Annotated in this window: 16 protein-coding genes; 8 read left to right on the top strand and 8 right to left on the bottom strand. The window is 49.5% G+C overall.

The features are described 5' to 3' along the window. Positions 1-1,238, bottom strand: a 1,238-nt coding sequence (locus tag E6Q52_RS05985; RefSeq protein WP_292819749.1) for a PQQ-binding-like beta-propeller repeat protein, incomplete at its 3' end; no start/stop codon positions are given. 306 nt (positions 1,239-1,544) lie between these two features. Between E6Q52_RS05985 and pip the strand changes: the two genes are divergently transcribed. The 3 genes from pip (at position 1,545) to E6Q52_RS05970 (ending at position 5,430) form a co-directional block, all read left to right on the top strand. Continuing rightward, entirely contained in the window at positions 1,545-2,498 is a 954-nt protein-coding gene (pip, locus tag E6Q52_RS05980; protein WP_292819746.1) for a prolyl aminopeptidase, read from the top strand. A gap of 24 nt (positions 2,499-2,522) precedes the next feature. Then, entirely contained in the window at positions 2,523-3,815 is a 1,293-nt protein-coding gene (locus tag E6Q52_RS05975) for a YhjD/YihY/BrkB family envelope integrity protein (RefSeq protein WP_292819744.1), read from the top strand. 109 nt (positions 3,816-3,924) lie between these two features. Then, positions 3,925-5,430 (top strand): tetratricopeptide repeat protein, encoded by a 1,506-nt coding sequence (locus E6Q52_RS05970; RefSeq protein ID WP_292819741.1) that lies wholly within the window; start codon positions 3,925-3,927, stop codon positions 5,428-5,430. Positions 5,431-5,518: 88 nt separating this feature from the next. On the opposite strand, the gene E6Q52_RS05965 is transcribed toward E6Q52_RS05970, so the two are convergent. Continuing rightward, complete coding sequence (locus E6Q52_RS05965; RefSeq protein ID WP_292819738.1) at positions 5,519-5,674, bottom strand: hypothetical protein; 156 nt, start codon at positions 5,672-5,674, stop codon at positions 5,519-5,521. Between E6Q52_RS05965 and E6Q52_RS05960 the strand changes: the two genes are divergently transcribed. The 5 genes from E6Q52_RS05960 (at position 5,675) to E6Q52_RS05940 (ending at position 11,296) form a co-directional block, all read left to right on the top strand. Further along, positions 5,675-6,202 (top strand): YfiR family protein, encoded by a 528-nt coding sequence (locus E6Q52_RS05960; RefSeq protein ID WP_292819735.1) that lies wholly within the window; start codon positions 5,675-5,677, stop codon positions 6,200-6,202. It begins immediately after the preceding gene. A gap of 6 nt (positions 6,203-6,208) precedes the next feature. Then, positions 6,209-8,287 (top strand): bifunctional diguanylate cyclase/phosphodiesterase, encoded by a 2,079-nt coding sequence (locus E6Q52_RS05955; protein WP_292819732.1) that lies wholly within the window; start codon positions 6,209-6,211, stop codon positions 8,285-8,287. 81 nt (positions 8,288-8,368) lie between these two features. Beyond that, positions 8,369-9,640 carry an OmpP1/FadL family transporter gene (locus E6Q52_RS05950; protein ID WP_292819729.1) on the top strand — a complete coding sequence of 424 codons (1,272 nt, stop codon included), beginning with the start codon at positions 8,369-8,371 and terminating at the stop codon, positions 9,638-9,640. Between the two features lie 192 nt (positions 9,641-9,832). After that, entirely contained in the window at positions 9,833-10,381 is a 549-nt protein-coding gene (locus E6Q52_RS05945; RefSeq protein ID WP_292819726.1) for a hypothetical protein, read from the top strand. 12 nt (positions 10,382-10,393) lie between these two features. After that, the gene (locus E6Q52_RS05940; RefSeq protein WP_292819758.1) at positions 10,394-11,296 is read left to right on the top strand and encodes a porin; all 903 of its coding nucleotides are present in this window, start codon (positions 10,394-10,396) and stop codon (positions 11,294-11,296) included. Between the two features lie 65 nt (positions 11,297-11,361). Here E6Q52_RS05940 and E6Q52_RS05935 read toward each other — a convergent pair whose 3' ends face one another. From E6Q52_RS05935 to E6Q52_RS05910, 6 genes are all read right to left on the bottom strand, one after another. Beyond that, complete coding sequence (locus tag E6Q52_RS05935) at positions 11,362-12,288, bottom strand: choice-of-anchor A family protein (protein ID WP_292819723.1); 927 nt, start codon at positions 12,286-12,288, stop codon at positions 11,362-11,364. Between the two features lie 123 nt (positions 12,289-12,411). After that, positions 12,412-15,048: an EAL domain-containing protein gene (locus E6Q52_RS05930; RefSeq protein WP_292819720.1), complete on the bottom strand. Its 2,637-nt coding sequence runs from the start codon at positions 15,046-15,048 to the stop codon at positions 12,412-12,414. A gap of 187 nt (positions 15,049-15,235) precedes the next feature. Continuing rightward, positions 15,236-15,895 (bottom strand): pyridoxamine 5'-phosphate oxidase family protein, encoded by a 660-nt coding sequence (locus tag E6Q52_RS05925; protein ID WP_292819717.1) that lies wholly within the window; start codon positions 15,893-15,895, stop codon positions 15,236-15,238. A 148-nt stretch (positions 15,896-16,043) separates the two neighbouring features. Beyond that, positions 16,044-16,844: a hypothetical protein gene (locus E6Q52_RS05920; protein WP_292819714.1), complete on the bottom strand. Its 801-nt coding sequence runs from the start codon at positions 16,842-16,844 to the stop codon at positions 16,044-16,046. An 83-nt stretch (positions 16,845-16,927) separates the two neighbouring features. Beyond that, on the bottom strand, positions 16,928-18,271 hold the full coding sequence (locus E6Q52_RS05915) for a diguanylate cyclase (protein WP_292819711.1): 1,344 nt from the start codon (positions 18,269-18,271) through the stop codon (positions 16,928-16,930). Between the two features lie 146 nt (positions 18,272-18,417). Further along, a complete protein-coding gene (locus tag E6Q52_RS05910; RefSeq protein ID WP_292819708.1) occupies positions 18,418-18,585 on the bottom strand; it encodes a DUF3309 domain-containing protein in 168 nt (55 codons plus the stop codon). Positions 18,586-18,924 lie beyond the last annotated feature (339 nt).

Raw genomic sequence — 18,924 nt, 5'->3', positions numbered from 1 at the left:
GGCACACCTGTTTTCAGGTCAACATCAGTTGCCCAGTTAACGAATGGGTGTACTTTTTCAGCAGCAACTAAAGAACCGTTGTGTGCGTTCCATGTGTAGATGAAACCGTTACGGTCATGGTGCCATGCGTAAGTTTTGCCACCTTTGTCGAACAGGATTACTTCGTTAATACCATCGTAGTCCCACTCATCGTGTGGAGTCATTTGCATGCCCCATTTAGCCACGCCAGTGTCCAAATCACGAGCAAAAATTGTCATAGACCATTTGTTGTCGCCTGGACGTACATCTGGGTTCCATACGGATGGGTTACCAGTACCGTAGTAAACCAGGTTTGTACGTGCATCATATGGCCACCAGCCCCATACGGAACCGCCACCATGTTGCCAGCCATCTTTAACAGCTTGTGGTTTCAACCAAGTACGTGTACCCAGTTCTTTTTCACCAATTTTCAGGCTGTCGTTAGCTGCTTTTTTGAAAGAACCACCTTGTTTGTTACCGCCGTTTACATCTTCGTAAACTGACAGAGCGCTGTAGGATGGGTTTTCTTTGTTGAAGTCAGCACCGATCATCACTTCACTGTCTGGACCTGTAGAGAAAGCTTTCCATGCCAGAGAGCCGTCTTTCAGGTTGTATGCAGCGATAAAGCAACGTACGCCGAACTCAGCACCTGAGCAACCGGTCAATACTTTGTCTTTGATTACGTGTGGCGCGTTAGTGTTAGTTGCACCAACTTTTGGATCGGTGTTTTTAACATCCCATACTTTAGCACCGGTTTTTGCATCTAAAGCAACCAACATACCGTCGTTTTGTTGCAGATAGATTTTACCGTCGCCGTAGCCCAGACCACGAGAAACGTTGTCACAGCACAGAACTGCTTGAACGCTTGGGTCTTGTTTTGGGAAATAAGACCAAACGATTTTTTGATTGTCGTTCAGATCCAAAGCGTATACGTTGTTTGGGAAAGCTGTGTGAACGTACATCATGTTGCCAACAACAACTGGTGAACCTTCGTGACCACGGTTTACACCGGTTGCGAATGTCCAAGCTGCTTTCAGGTTTTTAACGTTGCCCTTGTTGATTTGTGCCAAGGCGCTGTAACCGTTGTTATTGTGTTGACCACGTGGATGTGCCCAGTTGTTGGCATCTTTCAACGCGGCTTCTTGGTCAGCTGCTGCGAAAGCAACCAATGGCAATGCTGCTACCAGACCCAAGGCCAGTTTGATTTTGTTAACTTGCATATTGATCTCCAAAGTTAGTACTAAGGGTTTAATATTAAGTACACGTTAAATTCTGCCACCACTAGGATTGGCAAACCAAATTTCCCGCATACTTTTCACTCCAGAGACAAGGGAAAAACTCCTGAAACACTTTAGAATTTATCACTTGCCGCATGTGAGGATTGCAATATAGAACAATTTGTTTTCAATTGCAACAGTTTAGTTACAAATTGGTTACAAATAGTTCTAAATATTTTTGGTTATTTTATCGCGAGCTTACGATAAAATAAATTATCATTAAAAATCATATAGTTAAGAAAACATTTCATGAGCACACTCTGTCTTTATGCTGAATGCCAGCCGTTTACAAATACACATATTGCTGTCAGTTCGTTACATTCTATTTATGTAGAACAGTGTGGCAACCCGGATGGCGTGCCTGTTATTTTTTTGCATGGTGGCCCTGGCAGCGGCTGCAATCCTGGCCAACGGCGTTTTTTTGACCCCAAGCACTATCACATTATCCTGTTTGACCAACGCGGTTGCGGCCGTAGCCAGCCACCAGGTGAAACCACTAACAATACGACCGCAGACCTGGTCGCCGATATAGAGACCATACGCCAGCACCTGAATATTCAGCGCTGGCATGTCTTTGGCGGCTCATGGGGCAGCACATTGGCATTAGCTTATGCCAACAGCCACAACGAACACGTGCTCAGCCTGACGTTGCGCGGCATCTTTTTGAGCAGGCAGCATGAAATTGACTGGTTTTTGGGCCAAGTGTCATTATTTTTCCCAGAAGCTTGGCAGACCTTACTGGCACCGGTGCCGACCAACCACCGGGAGAATGTCCTGGGTTACTACGCCACGCAGGTGTTTGATGAAGATACCGCCGTCAGTATTCCGGCTGCCATTCGCTGGAACGCGTTTGAATCCAGCATCATGAGCCTGGTCCCCAAAGCAGACAGCGCCGAAATCAATGGCAACGTCGAGTTAGCGCGTGCGCGCGTACAGATTCACTATATTCAGCATTTATGCTTTGTCGATGGCGCGCAAATGTTACAAGCAGCCGCGCAGCAGTTGCATTCGATTCCGACCACCATTGTGCAAGGACGTTATGACATGGTCTGCCCGCCCCAAACGGCGTGGGAGTTGAGCCAGGCATTGCCACAGGCAAACTTGATCATGGTGCCTGATGCCGGCCACTCGGCGATGGAACCTGGCACGTGCCAGGCGTTATTGCATGCAACGGAACAATACAAGCAACTCAGTCCCCAATAACGACCCCCAATGAAAGCGGAGTGTATGTCAGCATTATGGGCGACAGTACAAACACAGTGGCAAGCCCTGAAGCAACAGTTCTCAGCCTATAGCTACTGCACGCCGCTGTTCGTCCTCAAAACGACCTGGCAAGGTGTGGCCAGGCACCGGCTGATGGGGCTGTCTGCCGCGCTGTCTTTTTACGCCTTGTTCGCGCTGATCCCACTGATTGTGCTGATTTTCTTTTTAATCAGTCATTTGGTCTACTCATCAGACTACGCCATTGTGAAGCTGGCGATTCTCACCAGCAACCTGCTGCCTGAATTTAGCCAGCGCATCATGATCGAGGTCTACGACAACACGCGCACCAAGGCCGCCTGGGGGGCCGTCGGTTTTTTTGTGCTGCTGTGGACCATCACGCCACTGGCTACACACATGCGCGCCAGCTTTCACCTGATTGCCAGTCGCAATGACGTGCCCTCTTTCTGGCATAAAAAATTACGTGATGTGTTGGCTGTGCTGGGCGTGTTGCTGGTGTTTTTTCTGTTTACAGCCGCAGGATTCCTGCTGGAGTCGATTATTGTGTTCCTGGCCAACCACATGCCATCAGCCTTGATCAATGTGGTTGGAATCTTGTTGTCACTCATCTTAACCACGTTACTGATTGCGAGCTTCTATCACACGTTTTGTCCGCTCAATGTGGATTGGCGCCACCTGTTGTTATCCGCACTGCTCACCGCAAGTGTGTGGATGTTGATGCGCCCGGCCTTCGGCCTGTTTTTGAGCGTGAACAAACATTTTGGCGCCGTGTTTGGCAGTATGAAAGCCATGTTTGTGTCCATTAGCTGGCTCTACCTGAATTTTGCGGTATTTTTGCTCGGCATAGAACTAATGGTCACGCTGAGGCAAAAAGACGTGCTGCTGCTAAAAGGCCTGTTTGAAGACATTCCGAATCAGCAACACTATCTACAGGCATTGCTGCGCAAATACGGCAAAACTTATGTGCAAGGCAACTATGTGTTGAAACAGGGAGAGACCAGCCAGCACTATTATATGGTGGTTAATGGCACCCTGCATTTGACGCAACAGCAGGCTGATGGTAGCGAACACACCTTACGCATTTTGCAATACGGCGATTTCTTTGGCGACATTGCGCTGTTTTCGGCGCAACCCGTCACCGCCAGCGCAGTCGTTGTCTCAAAAGAGGCATCCGTGATTGAGATTTATGCCGAGTGCATGGAGAACTTGTTGCAAGAAGACCCTTATATTGCTGTGCGATTGCTCAAGCAACTCTCGCATCATGCGCAAGTGAAAAATGTGTTTATGCCCGCCGAATAAGGCATCAACAAGCCGCGATTACCAACATTTGCGCTAAATCAACGCACACAGTCATTGCAGAATTGTAAGATGTGTTACAAAATTGTAACTATCTTTGGAATTTTGCACGATGGCACGCTCACTTTCGCAAGAGATCAACACCCTGATACAACAGTTAAATCACGGACAATTTGTGGCTGTGATTGAACGCGCTCGCCCATTGGCGGCACAACATCCGCGAGAGTTTGTATTGCACCATTTGTTAGCGCTGTCACTAGATCAAACGCAGCAATATGCTGAAGCCGCCAAGGCCTATGAAACAGCGCTGCAACTCAACCCGCAGGCCGCAGAACTGTGGTTTAACTATGCCATTGTACAAACACAACTTGATGCACTCACTAGCGCCGAACAGGCTTATCGCAAAGCCATCGCACTGAATCCGCAATTTTTTGAGGCACATGGCAATCTGGGCACGGTACTGCAAAAACAAGGCAAACTGGACGAAGCTATGGCCAGTTACCAGCAGGGATTGCGCATCCAGCCACAAGATGCGCGTGGCCATTTCAACCTGGGCACGGTCCTGCGCGACAAAGGGCAATTACAGGCCGCCGTGCAAAGCTATGAGCGTGCCATTGCGCTGTTTCCTAACTACACCGACGCTTATAACAATCTGGGCGAAACCTGGCGCGACCAGGGCGACATGACCAAAGCAGTGCAGTATTATCAGCAGGCATTACAACGCAATCCGCAACATGCGGGCGCCAATTACAATATGGGCGAGTTTTTATATCTGGCCAAACGCTTTGAGGAAGCGATTCCTCACTTCGAGGCCTCGCAATTAGACGATTGGCAGTCGAGGGTGCTGTACTGCCTATACCGCGCAGAAAAATTTGCCGCCTTTAAACAGCTCAGAGATCGCATCATCCACCAGGGGCCGCATACCGCGCCGTTTATTGCCACCTTGTCTACCCATTACAGCCTCAACCATGGAGAGGCAGACCCCTATCAGTTTTGTCCTGATGGTCTGTCATTTGTGTATCACCGCAGCTTGCCAGAACTGGCGCCTGGCAGCCCCTTACTGGCAGAGTTACTCACGCATATTGCACAAGCAGATATTGCCGAACGCAAACAGGCACGGCTGACCAATGGCAAACAGTCTGCCGGCAATTTGTTTAAACGTCCGGAAGCGGCATTCAGAACGCTAGGCGAAGTGGTTAAACGTGAGCTTCGCCAGTATCAGGCGCGATTTAGCCAGGCCGATTGCGCCTTGATCACGCATTTTCCGGAGTCACTGGAATTTACCAGCTCCTGGTATGTAAAAATGCAAAAAGGTGGCCATCTGGATGCGCACATTCACGAAATTGGCTGGCTTAGTGGGGCGGTTTACCTCGCCATGCCCGAAACCGCAGACCCGCAAGAAGGGGCTTTTGAATATGGCACCCATGGTGACCAATACCCGCAATTGCATCAAAACTTCCCGACCCGTTTTATCAAACCCGCCATCGGCGATATTGTATTGTTTCCGTCATCGTTGTTTCACCGCACCATTCCTTTTCATGCCGAGGCAGAGCGCATTTGCGTCGCCTTTGATTTAAAACCGGCCGCCTCCCTGCCAGTCGCACGCAGCCAATATTAAGCCTAGACAAGCGGCTGCCATTTAAGCCGCCTCCAAACAGCATCATGGGCTTATCAAACTGATACAGAATTTATCAAAATTGCTGATTCTAGATTGCATGGCGCAAGGTATGATGACTGATGAGGAATGGCGCTTTTTGCGACGGCCTAGACAAGCTATCCGTGCAGTCACCATCCAGGCCCATCACATTGCAGCTTGCCTCATATTGCGTCACCCCAACCAACCCTGACGGAGTCGGACTCATATGACTGCAGTGCGCCGGACATGTTTAATACTGCCCCTGCTTGGCCTCAGCATCACCGGGCTCTGCCAGGCCGGCCCCGAGCAAACGCGCGAAACCAAAAGTGAGCTGCTGTTTAACCTGGCCCTGCTCAGCCAGATGCCCAACCGCCAGACACAAGACACCTATGCAATTTGTGCCTTTGAAGAAGATATCGGCCACTTAAAGGCGACCGCGCTAGAATCGCAAAAACTACAAAACTTGCAGATCTTTTTAGTCACAGTTAAAGCCCCAGCTGACGTCAAGCGCTGCAATCTGTTATATATTCAAGACTACAGCACGCAAAAGCCGCTAGAATTACAACAAATCATTCAGAAAGAGTCTGTCTTGACCGTTGTATACAACGGTAATAAATTTTCTGAATACGGTCATGTAGAAATCAGTGAACAAGACAAACACTATCAGTTTGCCTTAAACCTGAGCTCGGCGAAACAAGCTGGCATTGTGTTTGACACCCGGCTGATAAAACTGGCAACCAATATCATTAATTAATCCTGTATGTTAAGACTGCTACCTCACCTCAAAATTGCACACAAACTGCTGCTCACCGAACTGGTGATGACCTTGAGTATGTTGCTGGTCTTTATTGTGTTTGCCTTCGGTAGCCACTACCACAGCCTGCGCTCCCATCTCGTTCGCGACATCCTGGTACAAATGAACGTGGTGGCTAATTCTGTTGGCCCTGCCGTGATGTTTGGCGAGGTCAGTTCTGCCGCCAAGACCCTGGAGCCACTCACCGACAACCAGAATATCCGCAGCGTGGTGATTCTTAACCCGCAACAGCACCCACTGCAAAGCCTGCATCCGCAACACCCCAAAAACCCGGCGGCCTGGCAGTGGCTATATCCTTACTTTAGCGACATGGAAGTCACCACGCCGATTGTGGTCAATGAAAAAACAGTCGGCAGCTTGCACGCTACCATCAAGCAAGATCAGATCGTTGATGTGTTAATCGGCTTTGCCTGGTCGAATGCCATTGCGGTGCTAGCCGCAGCCCTGGTTGGCTGCCTCATCATGTGGCGCCTGAACCGCAATATTGTGGACCCTATCCACGCGCTGCACAGTTTTGTGAGCAAAATCACACGTAATCATCATTACGACCAGCGTATCAATGTCACCAGCGCCGATGAAATCGGCCTGTTGAGCCATGATATTAACAACATGCTGGAAAGTATTCGCCAGCGGGATGCGCAGTTGCAAGCAGAGCTTGAGCATCGCAAAGTGATTGAAGAAAAACTGCAGTTTTTAGCGCACTACGATAAAAATACCCAGTTACTCAATCGCCACGCCTTCGAGGAAGCAATCACGCGCAAAATCACCGCTGCGCCCGATGACCGCAAACATATTTACTTGCTGTTACTCGACCTGGATCGTTTTAAAATCGTGAACGACGCCTTTGGCCATAACACCGGCGACAAATTGCTGCTGCAAGTCGCGCACAGGCTGCGCGGCAATATGTCGCAAGAAGATGCGATTTTCCGCCTTGGCGGCGATGAGTTTGCGATTTTGCTAGATGCACCTGGCCGTGCGCTGATTGAGCAGGTCTGTAAACGGATTATCCAAACCATTTCTGCGCAGTTTATCGTCGATGATCATGAGATTCATATTGGCGTCAGCATTGGTATTGCGCTATTGCGGCCAGGCTTTGACTCCAAAACCGAGGTGATGAAAAACGCAGATGTGGCGCTGTATCAAGCCAAAGATGCCGGGCGCAATACCTTCAGGTTTTATAGTGAATATGATGAAGCCACCACCTCGGAGCTACGCAACCTACGTGAAGAGCTGCATTTTGCCCAACAAAACCAGGAGCTGGAGCTCTATTACCAGCCGATCATCCATACCCAGCTGTTGAAAACCATCGGTTTTGAAGCCCTGCTCAGATGGCGTCATCCGACCAAAGGCTTGCTGACACCGGACCAGTTTATCCACCTGGCCGAAGGCTCCGGACTCATCATCAGCATTGGCGCCTGGGTGATTCACCAATCGCTCAAACAATTGGCAATGTGGCAGGAAATGTTCGACCGCGACCTGTTCATGAACGTCAATATTTCATCACGCCAACTCGATGATGACAGTTTGTCAGATACCATCCGTCACGCACTCGACTTCTACCGCGTGTCGCCACGGACGCTCAATCTGGAAATCACAGAATCCATGGTCATGCGCAACATCGAGGCGGCCAAACAAATTCTGTATTCACTCAAACAATTGGGCATAGGCATTGCCATCGACGATTTTGGCATTGGTCATTCGTCGATGAATTACCTCAAGCAATTGCCGGTCGATATCCTCAAAATTGACAAGCAGTTTACCGCAGGCATCCCGCAAGACAAGGTCGATATTGCCATTGTCGATGCTCTGGTGGCATTGGCCGTCAGCCTCAATTTGAAAGTGGTTGCAGAGGGCGTAGAAAGTGCCATTCAGTTTGAATATCTGCAATATAAGCTCTGCCACCATGTACAAGGTTATTTATTCAGTGCCGCCTTGTCTGCCAGCCAGACAACCGCATTTATGGCCGAGTTTCCAGAAAGCATTCCGGCTAATTTCCGCAAAATTGCTAATCTTGATGCAGGATAAAGGCTACTTACGTTAAAATATATTTACAATAGCTCACAAACAACAATTACAAATCATCATATTTCAGCCAGGGGGCGTCACATGCGTTATTCATCAACACGGCTTTTGATCAGCCTGTTATTTTCTAGCTACCAGTTACAAAGCCATGCTGCAGGCTTCGCGTTGTTTGAGCAAGGTGCCAGCGGCCTGGGCAACGCGTATGCCGGGGCCTCTGCTGTGGCAGAAGACGCCAGCACCATCTTTTTTAACCCGGCTGGGATGACTTATCTTGAAGGCCGCCAAATCGTTGGCGCGTTGCATTTGATTAAAACCAATGGTGACTTTGATAACAGAAACAGTCAGCCTGCGGGGTCTCGCCCCTTTGGTAATGAAGGCGGGGAGATTGGCAGCCTGGCGGCCATCCCTAATTTTTACTACAAACAAGATATCAGCGACCAGCTCAAAGTGGGGCTTGGCATAGGCACCCCTTTCGGTCTGAAAACGGAATATGATAAGAACTGGTCAGGCCGTTTTCAGGCGATCAAATCAGAACTCAAAACCGTCAATATCAACCCATCCCTGGCCTGGAAACTCAATGATCAATGGTCGCTTGGCTTTGGTGTCTCGGCCATGTGGGCACAGGCCGAACTCACCAGCGCAGTTAATCTAGGCGCGGCTGAATCCTCAATCAACAATAAAGGCAAAGACTGGGGCTTTGGTTACAACTTAGGCGCCATTTATCAAGTCACGCCAGACACCAGGCTAGGCCTGGCATTTCGCTCAAAAGTGGAACAGCATTTAAAAGGCGATGCGCGCTCACCCTTTACTGGCTTAAACGGTATTCCAGGCAGGACATTGAACACCGACATCACCGCGGACCTGACGCTGCCAGAAACACTATCCTTCAGTAGCTTTAGTCGTTTAGATGATCGCTGGGACTTACTGGCCGACGTGACCTGGACGCGCTGGAGCCAGTTTAAGTCGCTCAGCATTGTGCGCGACAATGGCACCAACTCCATCATCGGCACCACACAAGAACACTGGAACAACACCTTACGCTATTCAATCGGTGCTAACTATCGTTACACAGACCGCCTCAAATTGCGTACAGGCGTCGCCTACGATGAAGAAGCCATCGATAACAATCATAGAACCCCGCGTATCCCTGGCAATGACCGCATCTGGCTATCATTTGGCGCCAGCTGGCAATATAGTCCGCAGACTACCTTCGATGTCGGCTATGCGCATCTTTTTATCAAAGATGCCAGAATTCATGATGATCAAACCGCACTGGTGCCAAGTAGAGGGCTCGTTGATGGCAAATATGATGGTAGTGCCGATATCCTCAGCATGCAATTCACACACCAGTTCTAAGCCGCGCCAGGCTTAAAAAAGCAGGCGCCAGCCGTGATAGCTTATTGCATCACGGCTGATTTACCTGAACTGCTATCGGCACATATTTCAGCGTGTAAGTTTCGTGTAAGCCGCTTGTCATTTAATCTTCATCTAACGCCTTGAAAATGCCTGTCTTGAAACACACCGACACACCGCTTTTTAGGATAGAAGATGAACATAGCGCACTTTTTCAAACTGGCATTATTACCACTGGCGATTAGCCAGGCATTCGCCGCCCAGGCTGACCAATCCACCACCACGAGTTCACAAGAATCTCCTTCTTTGGTGTCGCGTTTTATGAATGACGACAACCCTTTTCGTATCAATTTTGACCTGGGTGATCATCCTTCTTACTTCCAGGTGTATGGTTTGGTGGATATTGGCCTGACGCATATCAACCACTCTTTGCCAGAGAACTATGAGTTAGCGAATAACTTTTATCCTTACTCTGGCGCCAAAAAAACAGCCAGAACCACCTCTAGAACCAACTGGGTCAATGGCGGCTGGCAAGGTTCACGTCTGGGCTTCAAAGGCGAAGTGGCCAAGCTGCAAGCGTGGGATCATGACTTTAAATTTATCTACCAATTTGAAGCGGGCTTTAATACGCTGGACATGCGCTTGCATGATGCGGCACAAACGCTGGCGGATAACTCCGGCACCAATGCTAACTCCAGCGTCAGCGCCAACTCGTCCATGAACGGTGAATTGTTTACCCGCTAGGCCTGGGCAGGGATTGATGGTGGCTCATGGGGTAAGTTGACCTACGGTACGCAATACAACCCGTTCTTTGAAATCACCGTCACTTATGACCCTAACGGCAAGGCAGACAGCTTTTCACCCTTGGGTGAAAGCGGCACCGTAGGCGGTGGTGGTGGCGTGTCTGAAAACTCACGCATGAAAAACTCACTTAAGTACGGGAATACTTACGAGTTAGAGAGCCACGACAAAATCAACTATGCCGTGATCAACCAGTTTGGTAACTCTGCGGGGACTTCGCACGGCAATGGCTACACCACGCAATTGGGCTACGAAAGCAGTTCATTCGGCGTGCAATTGGCTTATGACAGATTTTTTGACTCAGTGAAGTCAGGCACGGCGGCGCCGGGTAATCCTTTGGCCAATGACACCATTGCGGTCTCTCTGTATAACACGCAAGCGGTCTTGCTCACCGGTAGATGGATGCCGACCAAAGACCTGAAAATCATCGGCGGCATGGAGTGGTACCAGTTACAACCTTCCTCCTCACGTTCGATTGATTACCACTCGATCTACGATCAAACCGTGTTTGGCGGCGTGGCAACCTCGGCTTTAAAACCAGGCTTCAAACAGGATAACTATGTGTATTACCTGGGTGCCAACTTTGACTTTGCGCAGCGTGTGCCAGCTCTGGCTGGCCTGACCACCTCTATCGGTTACTACCTGACCAAGGCAGATGCCATTGACGGCCCAACCGTTTCAACCAACTCACAGGGCAAGATTGATACCTGGACGGCGATGGTGGACTATAAGCTGAACAAGCGCTTTGATACTTACCTGGCTTATACCACCAACCATTTTTCAGGTGACAAATACCCAAGCGCTTCAAACTATACTAACGTGACCAGCTATGGCGCCGGTTTACGTATGAAGTTCTAAAGCAGGCGTTAAAACAAAAAGACTCAAGCATATGCTTGAGTCTTTTTTTATGGCGGGCGCAGAGATTAAGCGAGAAATTTGCGTCTGCGCGCCAACACACCCACAAACGCCAAACCAGCCAGCAACATGCCATAGGTTTCTGGCTCTGGCACTGGGGTAACCACCAAGCCAGTAATGTCTGTTGGCTTAAACATGCCAGTCACATTGACCTGGGTATTGGTGTTCCAGCTATTCGCAATCACGTTACCGTTAATGGCTGCATAACCACCGGTAATATCTGCCAACGGTGCCAGAATTGTACCCGTCGCACCAGAGCCGGTCGTCAAGGCGGTGGCTTCGTAAAAGTTATACACCACATTGAAACCATACTGACTAAAGTTAGTGCCAGTGCCGCCATTAAAAGTCAGGCCATTGCCAGAAATATTCAGAATAATGGTCTGGCCGTTTGAAAAGCCACTGAATGTGGTGTTATTTCTAGAGTTAAACAAACTGCCATCAATATCAAAAATCTGCGCGCTGCTATTGTTGCTCGCAGTCAATTGCAAGCCGCTATAGTTATAAGTCGCTGTGCCGGTATTCGCCAGGGCGTTGAGGCTGGTAGACAGGTTTTGCAGATAGGTGCGCTCATTGGCGAAATTGATTGGGTCGGTATCTGTATAAGTGCCGGTAAAGCCAAAGTTTGAAGTCGTGCGGCTACCACCCACATCAATATTCCCATTCTTCACGCTACCATTGTTGAAGTTCAGGTTGTTTGCTACCACCAGCGCATTGCCAGCAACGGCTTTATTGAGCTCATTGACAGAGTAGCTGCTCGCATTAAAGCTGCCACCAACGGCCACGGCACCCTCAACATCAGAATTGCTGCTGGTAAAGTTGTTAAATACAAACACATTAAACTGACCGGCCACACCGAAATCTAGCACATCGGCTGAGGCCGTCATGCTTTGCATCGTCAGTATTGCGACGATTGTACTTTTGCACATCCAATTCATAGCGCACCCTTATCATAGACAAATACTTATCATCATAAATAATATTCAATAATGATATAACTGATTTATAACAGTTTTACCTCTGGCAGTGGATGGCCCGCTTGGGCGCATCGACGGGGAGAATCAGCGGGTAGTGGCAGCGGCCTCGCGCGATTGTTGTATCAGCATTTGCTCAAACGCCTCAGCAGGCACCGGCGGCGAGTAGAAAAAGCCTTGTGCATAATCGCAATGAATGTCTATCAGTAAGTCGCGTTGCAGCGCTGTCTCTACGCCCTCGGCAATCACTTTTAAGCCGAGTTTGTGCGCCATGACAATAATGGCTTCGCAGAGTACATAACTCTCATTACCCACATTGAGGTGACGCGTGAATGACTGGTCAATTTTGAGGTAGTCAATGTCAAATTTGCTGAGATAGGAAAGCGAAGAATATCCGGTGCCAAAGTCATCAATAGCCACCTGAATGCCCATGTCCTTCAATTGCATCAAGCGCTGTTCAACCACTGGGTCTGGGTTAAGCAACAGGCCTTCGGTAATTTCGACCACAATGCGTTTCCCCTCAAGCCCCATCTTGTGTAGGGCATTGACCCAATCACTATTGGCACTGAGCTGCTCGACAAATTGTACCGGAGACTTATTGACGCTGATCGCAAAGTCGTCGCCCATCAGGGTCTGCCACTGCATGGCATGTTGCGCGGCCTGAAGAAAAATCCAGTCGCCCATGGCGATGATATCCCCAGTTTCTTCCGCCACCGGAATAAACAAAGCGGGGCTAATCAAGCCGCGCTCAGGATGTTGCCAGCGCATCAGGGCTTCTGCCTTGATAATCTTGCCATTCGCCAAGCTGACGATAGGCTGGTAATAAACACGCAGTTCGCTATTCTCAAGCGCCACGCGTAAATCACGTGCCAGATTGAGCCTTTGCGACAGCGCGTCCCTGATGGCAAGCGAAAAGAAACGCGCACTGTTACGTCCGCGACTCTTGGCTTCATACATGGCAAGATCGGCATGCTGAGTCATTTCTTCGGCATGTAATGCGTCTTCAGGATACTGGCTGATACCAATGCTCACCGTGACGAATACACGCTCGCCGCCAAGAATATACGCTTTAGAAATCTCCTGCATCAACTGATGGCATAACCCTTGAAGATCGGCATGCAAACCTGCTGGCAAAATGATGGCGAACTCATCACCGCCTAACCGGGCAACGGTCGCCGCAGCAGAGAGAACCTTCAGAATGCGCCGACCAACCTCAATTAACAACTCATCGCCATGTCGATGGCCCAGGCTGTCATTCACCTCTTTAAATCGATCCAGGTCCAGCAACAGCAGAGTTAAGTGCTGCTGTGTGGTCGCGGCGGCGGTGATCGCCTCTTTTAATTGATGATTAAAGTAATGTCGATTAGGCAGTTGCGTCAGGCTGTCATAATTGGCCTGTCGCCAGATCGCGGCATCGGCCTGTTTTTTATCTGTAATATCAATATGTGTGCCGCGCATCATCGCCGGCTCACCAGCGTCGGTGCGTGAAATCAAGCGGCCGCGATCTGCAATCCACACCCAATGCCCTGCTTTGTGCCGCATGCGGATATCACACTCATAAAATGCAATTTCCCCCGTTAAATGACGGGACACCAGCGTCATCGAGCTGTGCCAGTCATCCGGGTGTGTCAATCGTTTTGCAGTCTCTACATTGTGCGGCACCAGTTCATCAAGCGTATAGCCCAAGATCTCTGCCCAACGCTGGTTAAATTGGCAGAGGCCTGTTTGCACATCCCACTCCCAGGTGCCGGCACGGGTTGCATCAATAATGTCTGTGAGGCGCAGACGCTCAAGCTCTAACTCTGCGCGCTTGCTTTGTATTTCGGCCGTTTTTCTCTTCACCGCTACCCGCAGCATAAAAATCAGCAACAGCAAGGTTAAGCCAACCACCAGCAATAATGCCAGCGTCAGCATCACCTGCTTGGAGTACTCATTACGTTGTAAGGAGCTGCCTTTCCATTTGGATTCTAGCGCAGTTAATTCTGCGGGACTAATGGCCGCGGCGCCTTGCTCTACCAGGGTTAACATGCGCCCATTGCCTTTTTTGACGGCACGGTGAAACTGCCCTTGATACAAGGTAAACGCGCGCAAAATCTGGCTATCTGCATTTAAACGATATAAGTAATAATGCGCCGGGTAATCGTCCATGCAGACGATTTTGACTTGACCGTTTAAGGTGGCCTGAATAATTTCTTCGTAATTGTTGTAGAGGCGAAACGATTTCACCCCTGCTTCTTTTAATTTAAAGATGCACCCATCGCCCTTTTGTACACCCACCGTAAATCCGCTCAGCGCAGCAGGCGCCGCCAGGCCGCTGATACTTTCATGCGCATAAATACCCACCGGCAGCGAAGCATAACTGGCCGAAAAATCGTACTTCTGCTCGCGCTCCGCATCTTTAAATATCATCTCGATGACGTCAGCATGGCCGCTCAGCAGTTGCTGCTGCGCTTGCTCCCATGCCGTTGACACCAAGGTCACCTTGACACCAGTCTTTTGCTCCCACAATTTCCAGAAATCCGCCACAATGCCTACCGTATTGCCGTTGGCGTCTTTAAACAAATAGGGGGGATAGTTATCGTCGCTAATCACCGTGATCGTCTCTGCCGACGCTGAACTCAGCGGCAGGCTAGCGCATAGCAGCAAAGCGGAAACCAACCGACCAAGCGAGGTCATGATGAGACGCAACGAGCGTCTTGCAAACATGGCTGCAAAGTTATTCATGGGTAGTCAAATGTAAACGCCGCAATTGATCAAAAGATGCTCTTTGTTGTTATCGACAGAATCATACAAACATTTATGGCAATTGTCTTTTGATCAATGGTCAGCCATTGCCCATTGAGCATAAAAACATACTGGCCATAAAAAAAGCGCCTGGGAGACCCATGCGCTTGTGTGTTGTGTTTAAGTGCTAAACATCCGGCGCGCCCGCCTTGATTTTGGCCACCCAGTCTTCGACTTGAATAAACCCGGCTTCGCGCGCTTTCTGGGCATCTGCGTCAGAGATCACATCTTGTACAAACTCCAGACGTTTCCACTCTGCCAGCGGCGTCTGGCATTCTGCCACCGGCACATAACGCGAGCTGCTGTCACGCGTATAGCGGTGAATGTAGCGCGGACAATTTTGCCACAGCTCAGATAACGTCACTTTGACGACAAACTCGGCCTCTTGATACATGGCGAGCAAAGCGGGCTCATTAGAGACACTGCTCACCCCTTGCAAGCGAATACGGTGTGGCCGCTCAAATGAAATAAACAGCATCCCAATATCCGTATTTTCGATCATATTACCCACTGAAAGCTGCATGCCATTGCCATCATAAATCGGGAAAATCAGCGTTTTGTCGTCGATGACACGCACAAAGCCAGGAAAGCCACCTTTATAAGAAACCGTTGGGCGGCCTTGATGATCGACCGTAGACAAAAAGAACATATCCAGCGACTCAATAAAGCCTTTGGCATCTTCATCTATCTCGGTCTTGCAAGCGATCTCTTCAATACGATCTGCCAGCTTGCGAGTGCCTTGCTGGTCCTGTACTTTGCGGTGTGTTTCTCCAAACAAACGACTCATGTTTCCCCCTCAGGTGTGATTCAGTGGTTGTTGCTGTCCTGCGCTTAACCGCGCCTTAAAACGATGCCCGCGTGGGCAGCGTCTGTGCCATGCGAGTCAACACGCTATCCAAGTGGGTGTATTGTAGGTCGTTCATACACCGCTGTCATTAAAACACCTTGATCAGGCGAATACTCCATAGCCGCTGCGTTTTTTCCGGGTGATCCAGCGTCGACCAGGCGGTGCCAATCTGCACGGTGTAATATTGGCTGGCATCATAATGTAGCTGTGGCGTCAGCCGATAACGCCAGGTGCCACCGCGGCTGATTTCCTGATTCAATTCCAGCCCCAGCGTCAACCGTGACGAGACATCATAAAAAACCGTATTGTTGAGCAAATAATCGACTTGTGCGCTGCGATTCATATTATGTACACGCACCCCCAGCATACTCAATGACGACCACTGGTCTGCCCATTGCTGCGCATGGATAGCCGTCGCGTCAGCAGACACGGCCCTGGTATGCTTATTCACATCTACAAACGCTTGCCAACCATAGGCAGCGCCTTGGGCATCGTCGATGCCCAGTGTGTGCTGAATCGCTAACTTATAGCGCTCATGGCTGGCATTCTCAAAGGGCAGTTCCACCTCAATCGCCCAATCATCGGCCAAGCCATACTCTAACTCCGGCGCCCAGCTCAGATCGCCGTTATAAGGGTTATAGTCTCCCAGGGCATTGATCTCCATTTCCCCCTGCCTGACGCCCAAAGGACGCACCAGGTCATACACCATCGGTTCTGGGATGTTTAATAGGCGACTACTTTGGGCAGCATCAGGCTCAACAAAGGCAGATGCAGTGCTAATTTCTGTCGCATGCGTGAGTGGGATGGTGGCGAGAAGCAGTGATGAGCCAAGCACCGCATGTGCGTATGTCATTAATACATTTACATCAATAAAATTCCATACTAACACGCCAGGTGCCTGTTAGAAACTAAGGCGCGAATGAGAAACCTAGATGCGTGTTAGAAAACATAGACGCCTAATAGAAAAGCTGCTTACCTCCAGACGCTGTAAGTACTCCTGCCGCTTTGCTTGGCTTTGTAAAGCGCCATATCTGCTTGCTTGAGCAGTTGTTTCAGCGTGACTTCTGATGCAGGCTCATACAAAGTGAGGCCGATGCTCAGACGCACGGCGATTTCGCGATCATTAATGAGCATGGGCACTTTGAAAACATCCAATAATTTGGTCGCGACTATCACCAGCCCCTGCTCAGACAACTGATCTTTAAGCACAATGACAAACTCATCGCCACCCAGGCGGCTGACCGTATCCATCTCGCGGATATTCGACTTCAATCTGGCGGCGACGGCTTTAATCACTTCATCACCGACATCATGGCCATACTGGTCGTTAATGTCTTTGAAATGATCCACATCCAGCACCATGATGCCGAATCTTTTGTGATCACGCTTGGCTTCAGCGTGAATATAACTTAGCCGACTGTCGAGCAACCGACGATTGGGCAAACCGGTCAGGCTGTCCATCAGCGCGCCCGCCGACAAATAATAGCGCTCCTGGGCAAAAAAGTAAGCAATGCTGCCAACCAGCAGGCTGATCATCACACTCAACACCACGCCAAGGCCGCGACCAGGCAAGTCATGACGCAACTGATTGTCGATGGCCCATTCCCACACCCCGTTAGGTACTTCGCTCTGCTGAATAAAGATGTTTTTCTGAGCAAACAATGTTGGATCACCAAAAAACACCTGTTTCTGATCTGCCGTTCGGATGGCAAACGCGAAGTGAGGATTGCTGGCATCTTTAAACGCCGCTTGCAAAAAGCTATTGGTATCAATCACCGTCGACATCATGCCCCAGTAATGGTGATCAACAAAAATTGGAAAGCGATAAATCATGCCATTACCGCCCTGTATTAAATTCAAAGGCCCATCCAGCACGCCTTGACCAGAATCAATCGCCAATTTCACCTTGGGCCATTGCGAGGGGACTTCACGATAATCGACACCAATCATCTGCTCATTGCCCTGCTCAGGGTAAATATAAGCGAGCTTGTAATTGACGGCCACGGCCAGGTTTCGGACATGATGAGCATTGGCCCAGAGATCGGCCAAGATCGCCTGCATCTTCTCTTGCTTGAGTTCGTTGCGATAAACCTTGATAAAGCTTGAAAAGCCGTTAGAAATAAACAGCAGAGAGTTTAGCTCGCGGTCCAACTCAGCGCGCAACAAGCTGCCATAAGAGGCAGACTCGATATAAGCTTCACTTTCACTTCTTTCACGCTGGTAATCAAGCAAGAACTGACAGAAGATAAAAGCCAACAGGGTGACCACCGCAGCAATCAACTGACTTTTAATGGTTTGACTTAATTTTCGAGGCACATGCTCAGCTCATAGTAAGGTCTACGAGGCATCTTAAGGCAGGCAGCTGGTTTTCTTTCACCCAAAAAACAGTAGATTTATAGGCTATTTATCCAAATAATTCACGCGATACTCAATTGCGTTGTTACATGCTCAAAGAGTCGTCGTCAGTCCCATTCCACAAAGCCGATAGCAAACGCCAGAATAAGCAGCACAGCCACCAGCACACTCAAAGCCCGGCACGGATCAATACTGCCGTTGACTGGCGACAAGCCTGTGCGCAAAACGTGTATGAAAGCCAGCACAACCAACACAATCAGCAATGTACCAAGCATGTCATTCTCCTCCAGCAATCATCCATCCGGGGCAATCAACTCGTCGATCTATCAGCCACCAATCAATCATGCACCTAAGCCTCTAATCTTGCGAGGCGGTGCAGGCTGAATCTGCCGTAGGAATCATCAGACAATTACGCTAGACTCCTCGGCGTCAGCCAAGCGATGCGCGATAGCTGTCTGCCCGGCATTATTCATCACGATAAGCAACAATGAATTAAATCAAACTAGCTGCTATTCTCACGTTAAAAATACAACACTGACATGCCACGGCCAGTCATCAGGAATGTGCTGCCGATGACATGCGCGTGCAACGAGAGATGCATCGACCAGTGATGC

The organism is Methylophilus sp. (genome assembly GCF_008015755.1).
Lineage (GTDB): Bacteria > Pseudomonadota > Gammaproteobacteria > Burkholderiales > Methylophilaceae > Methylophilus.
The sequence above is the reverse complement of the archived record's forward strand: the minus strand, read 5'-3'. Positions and strand labels throughout refer to the sequence as shown.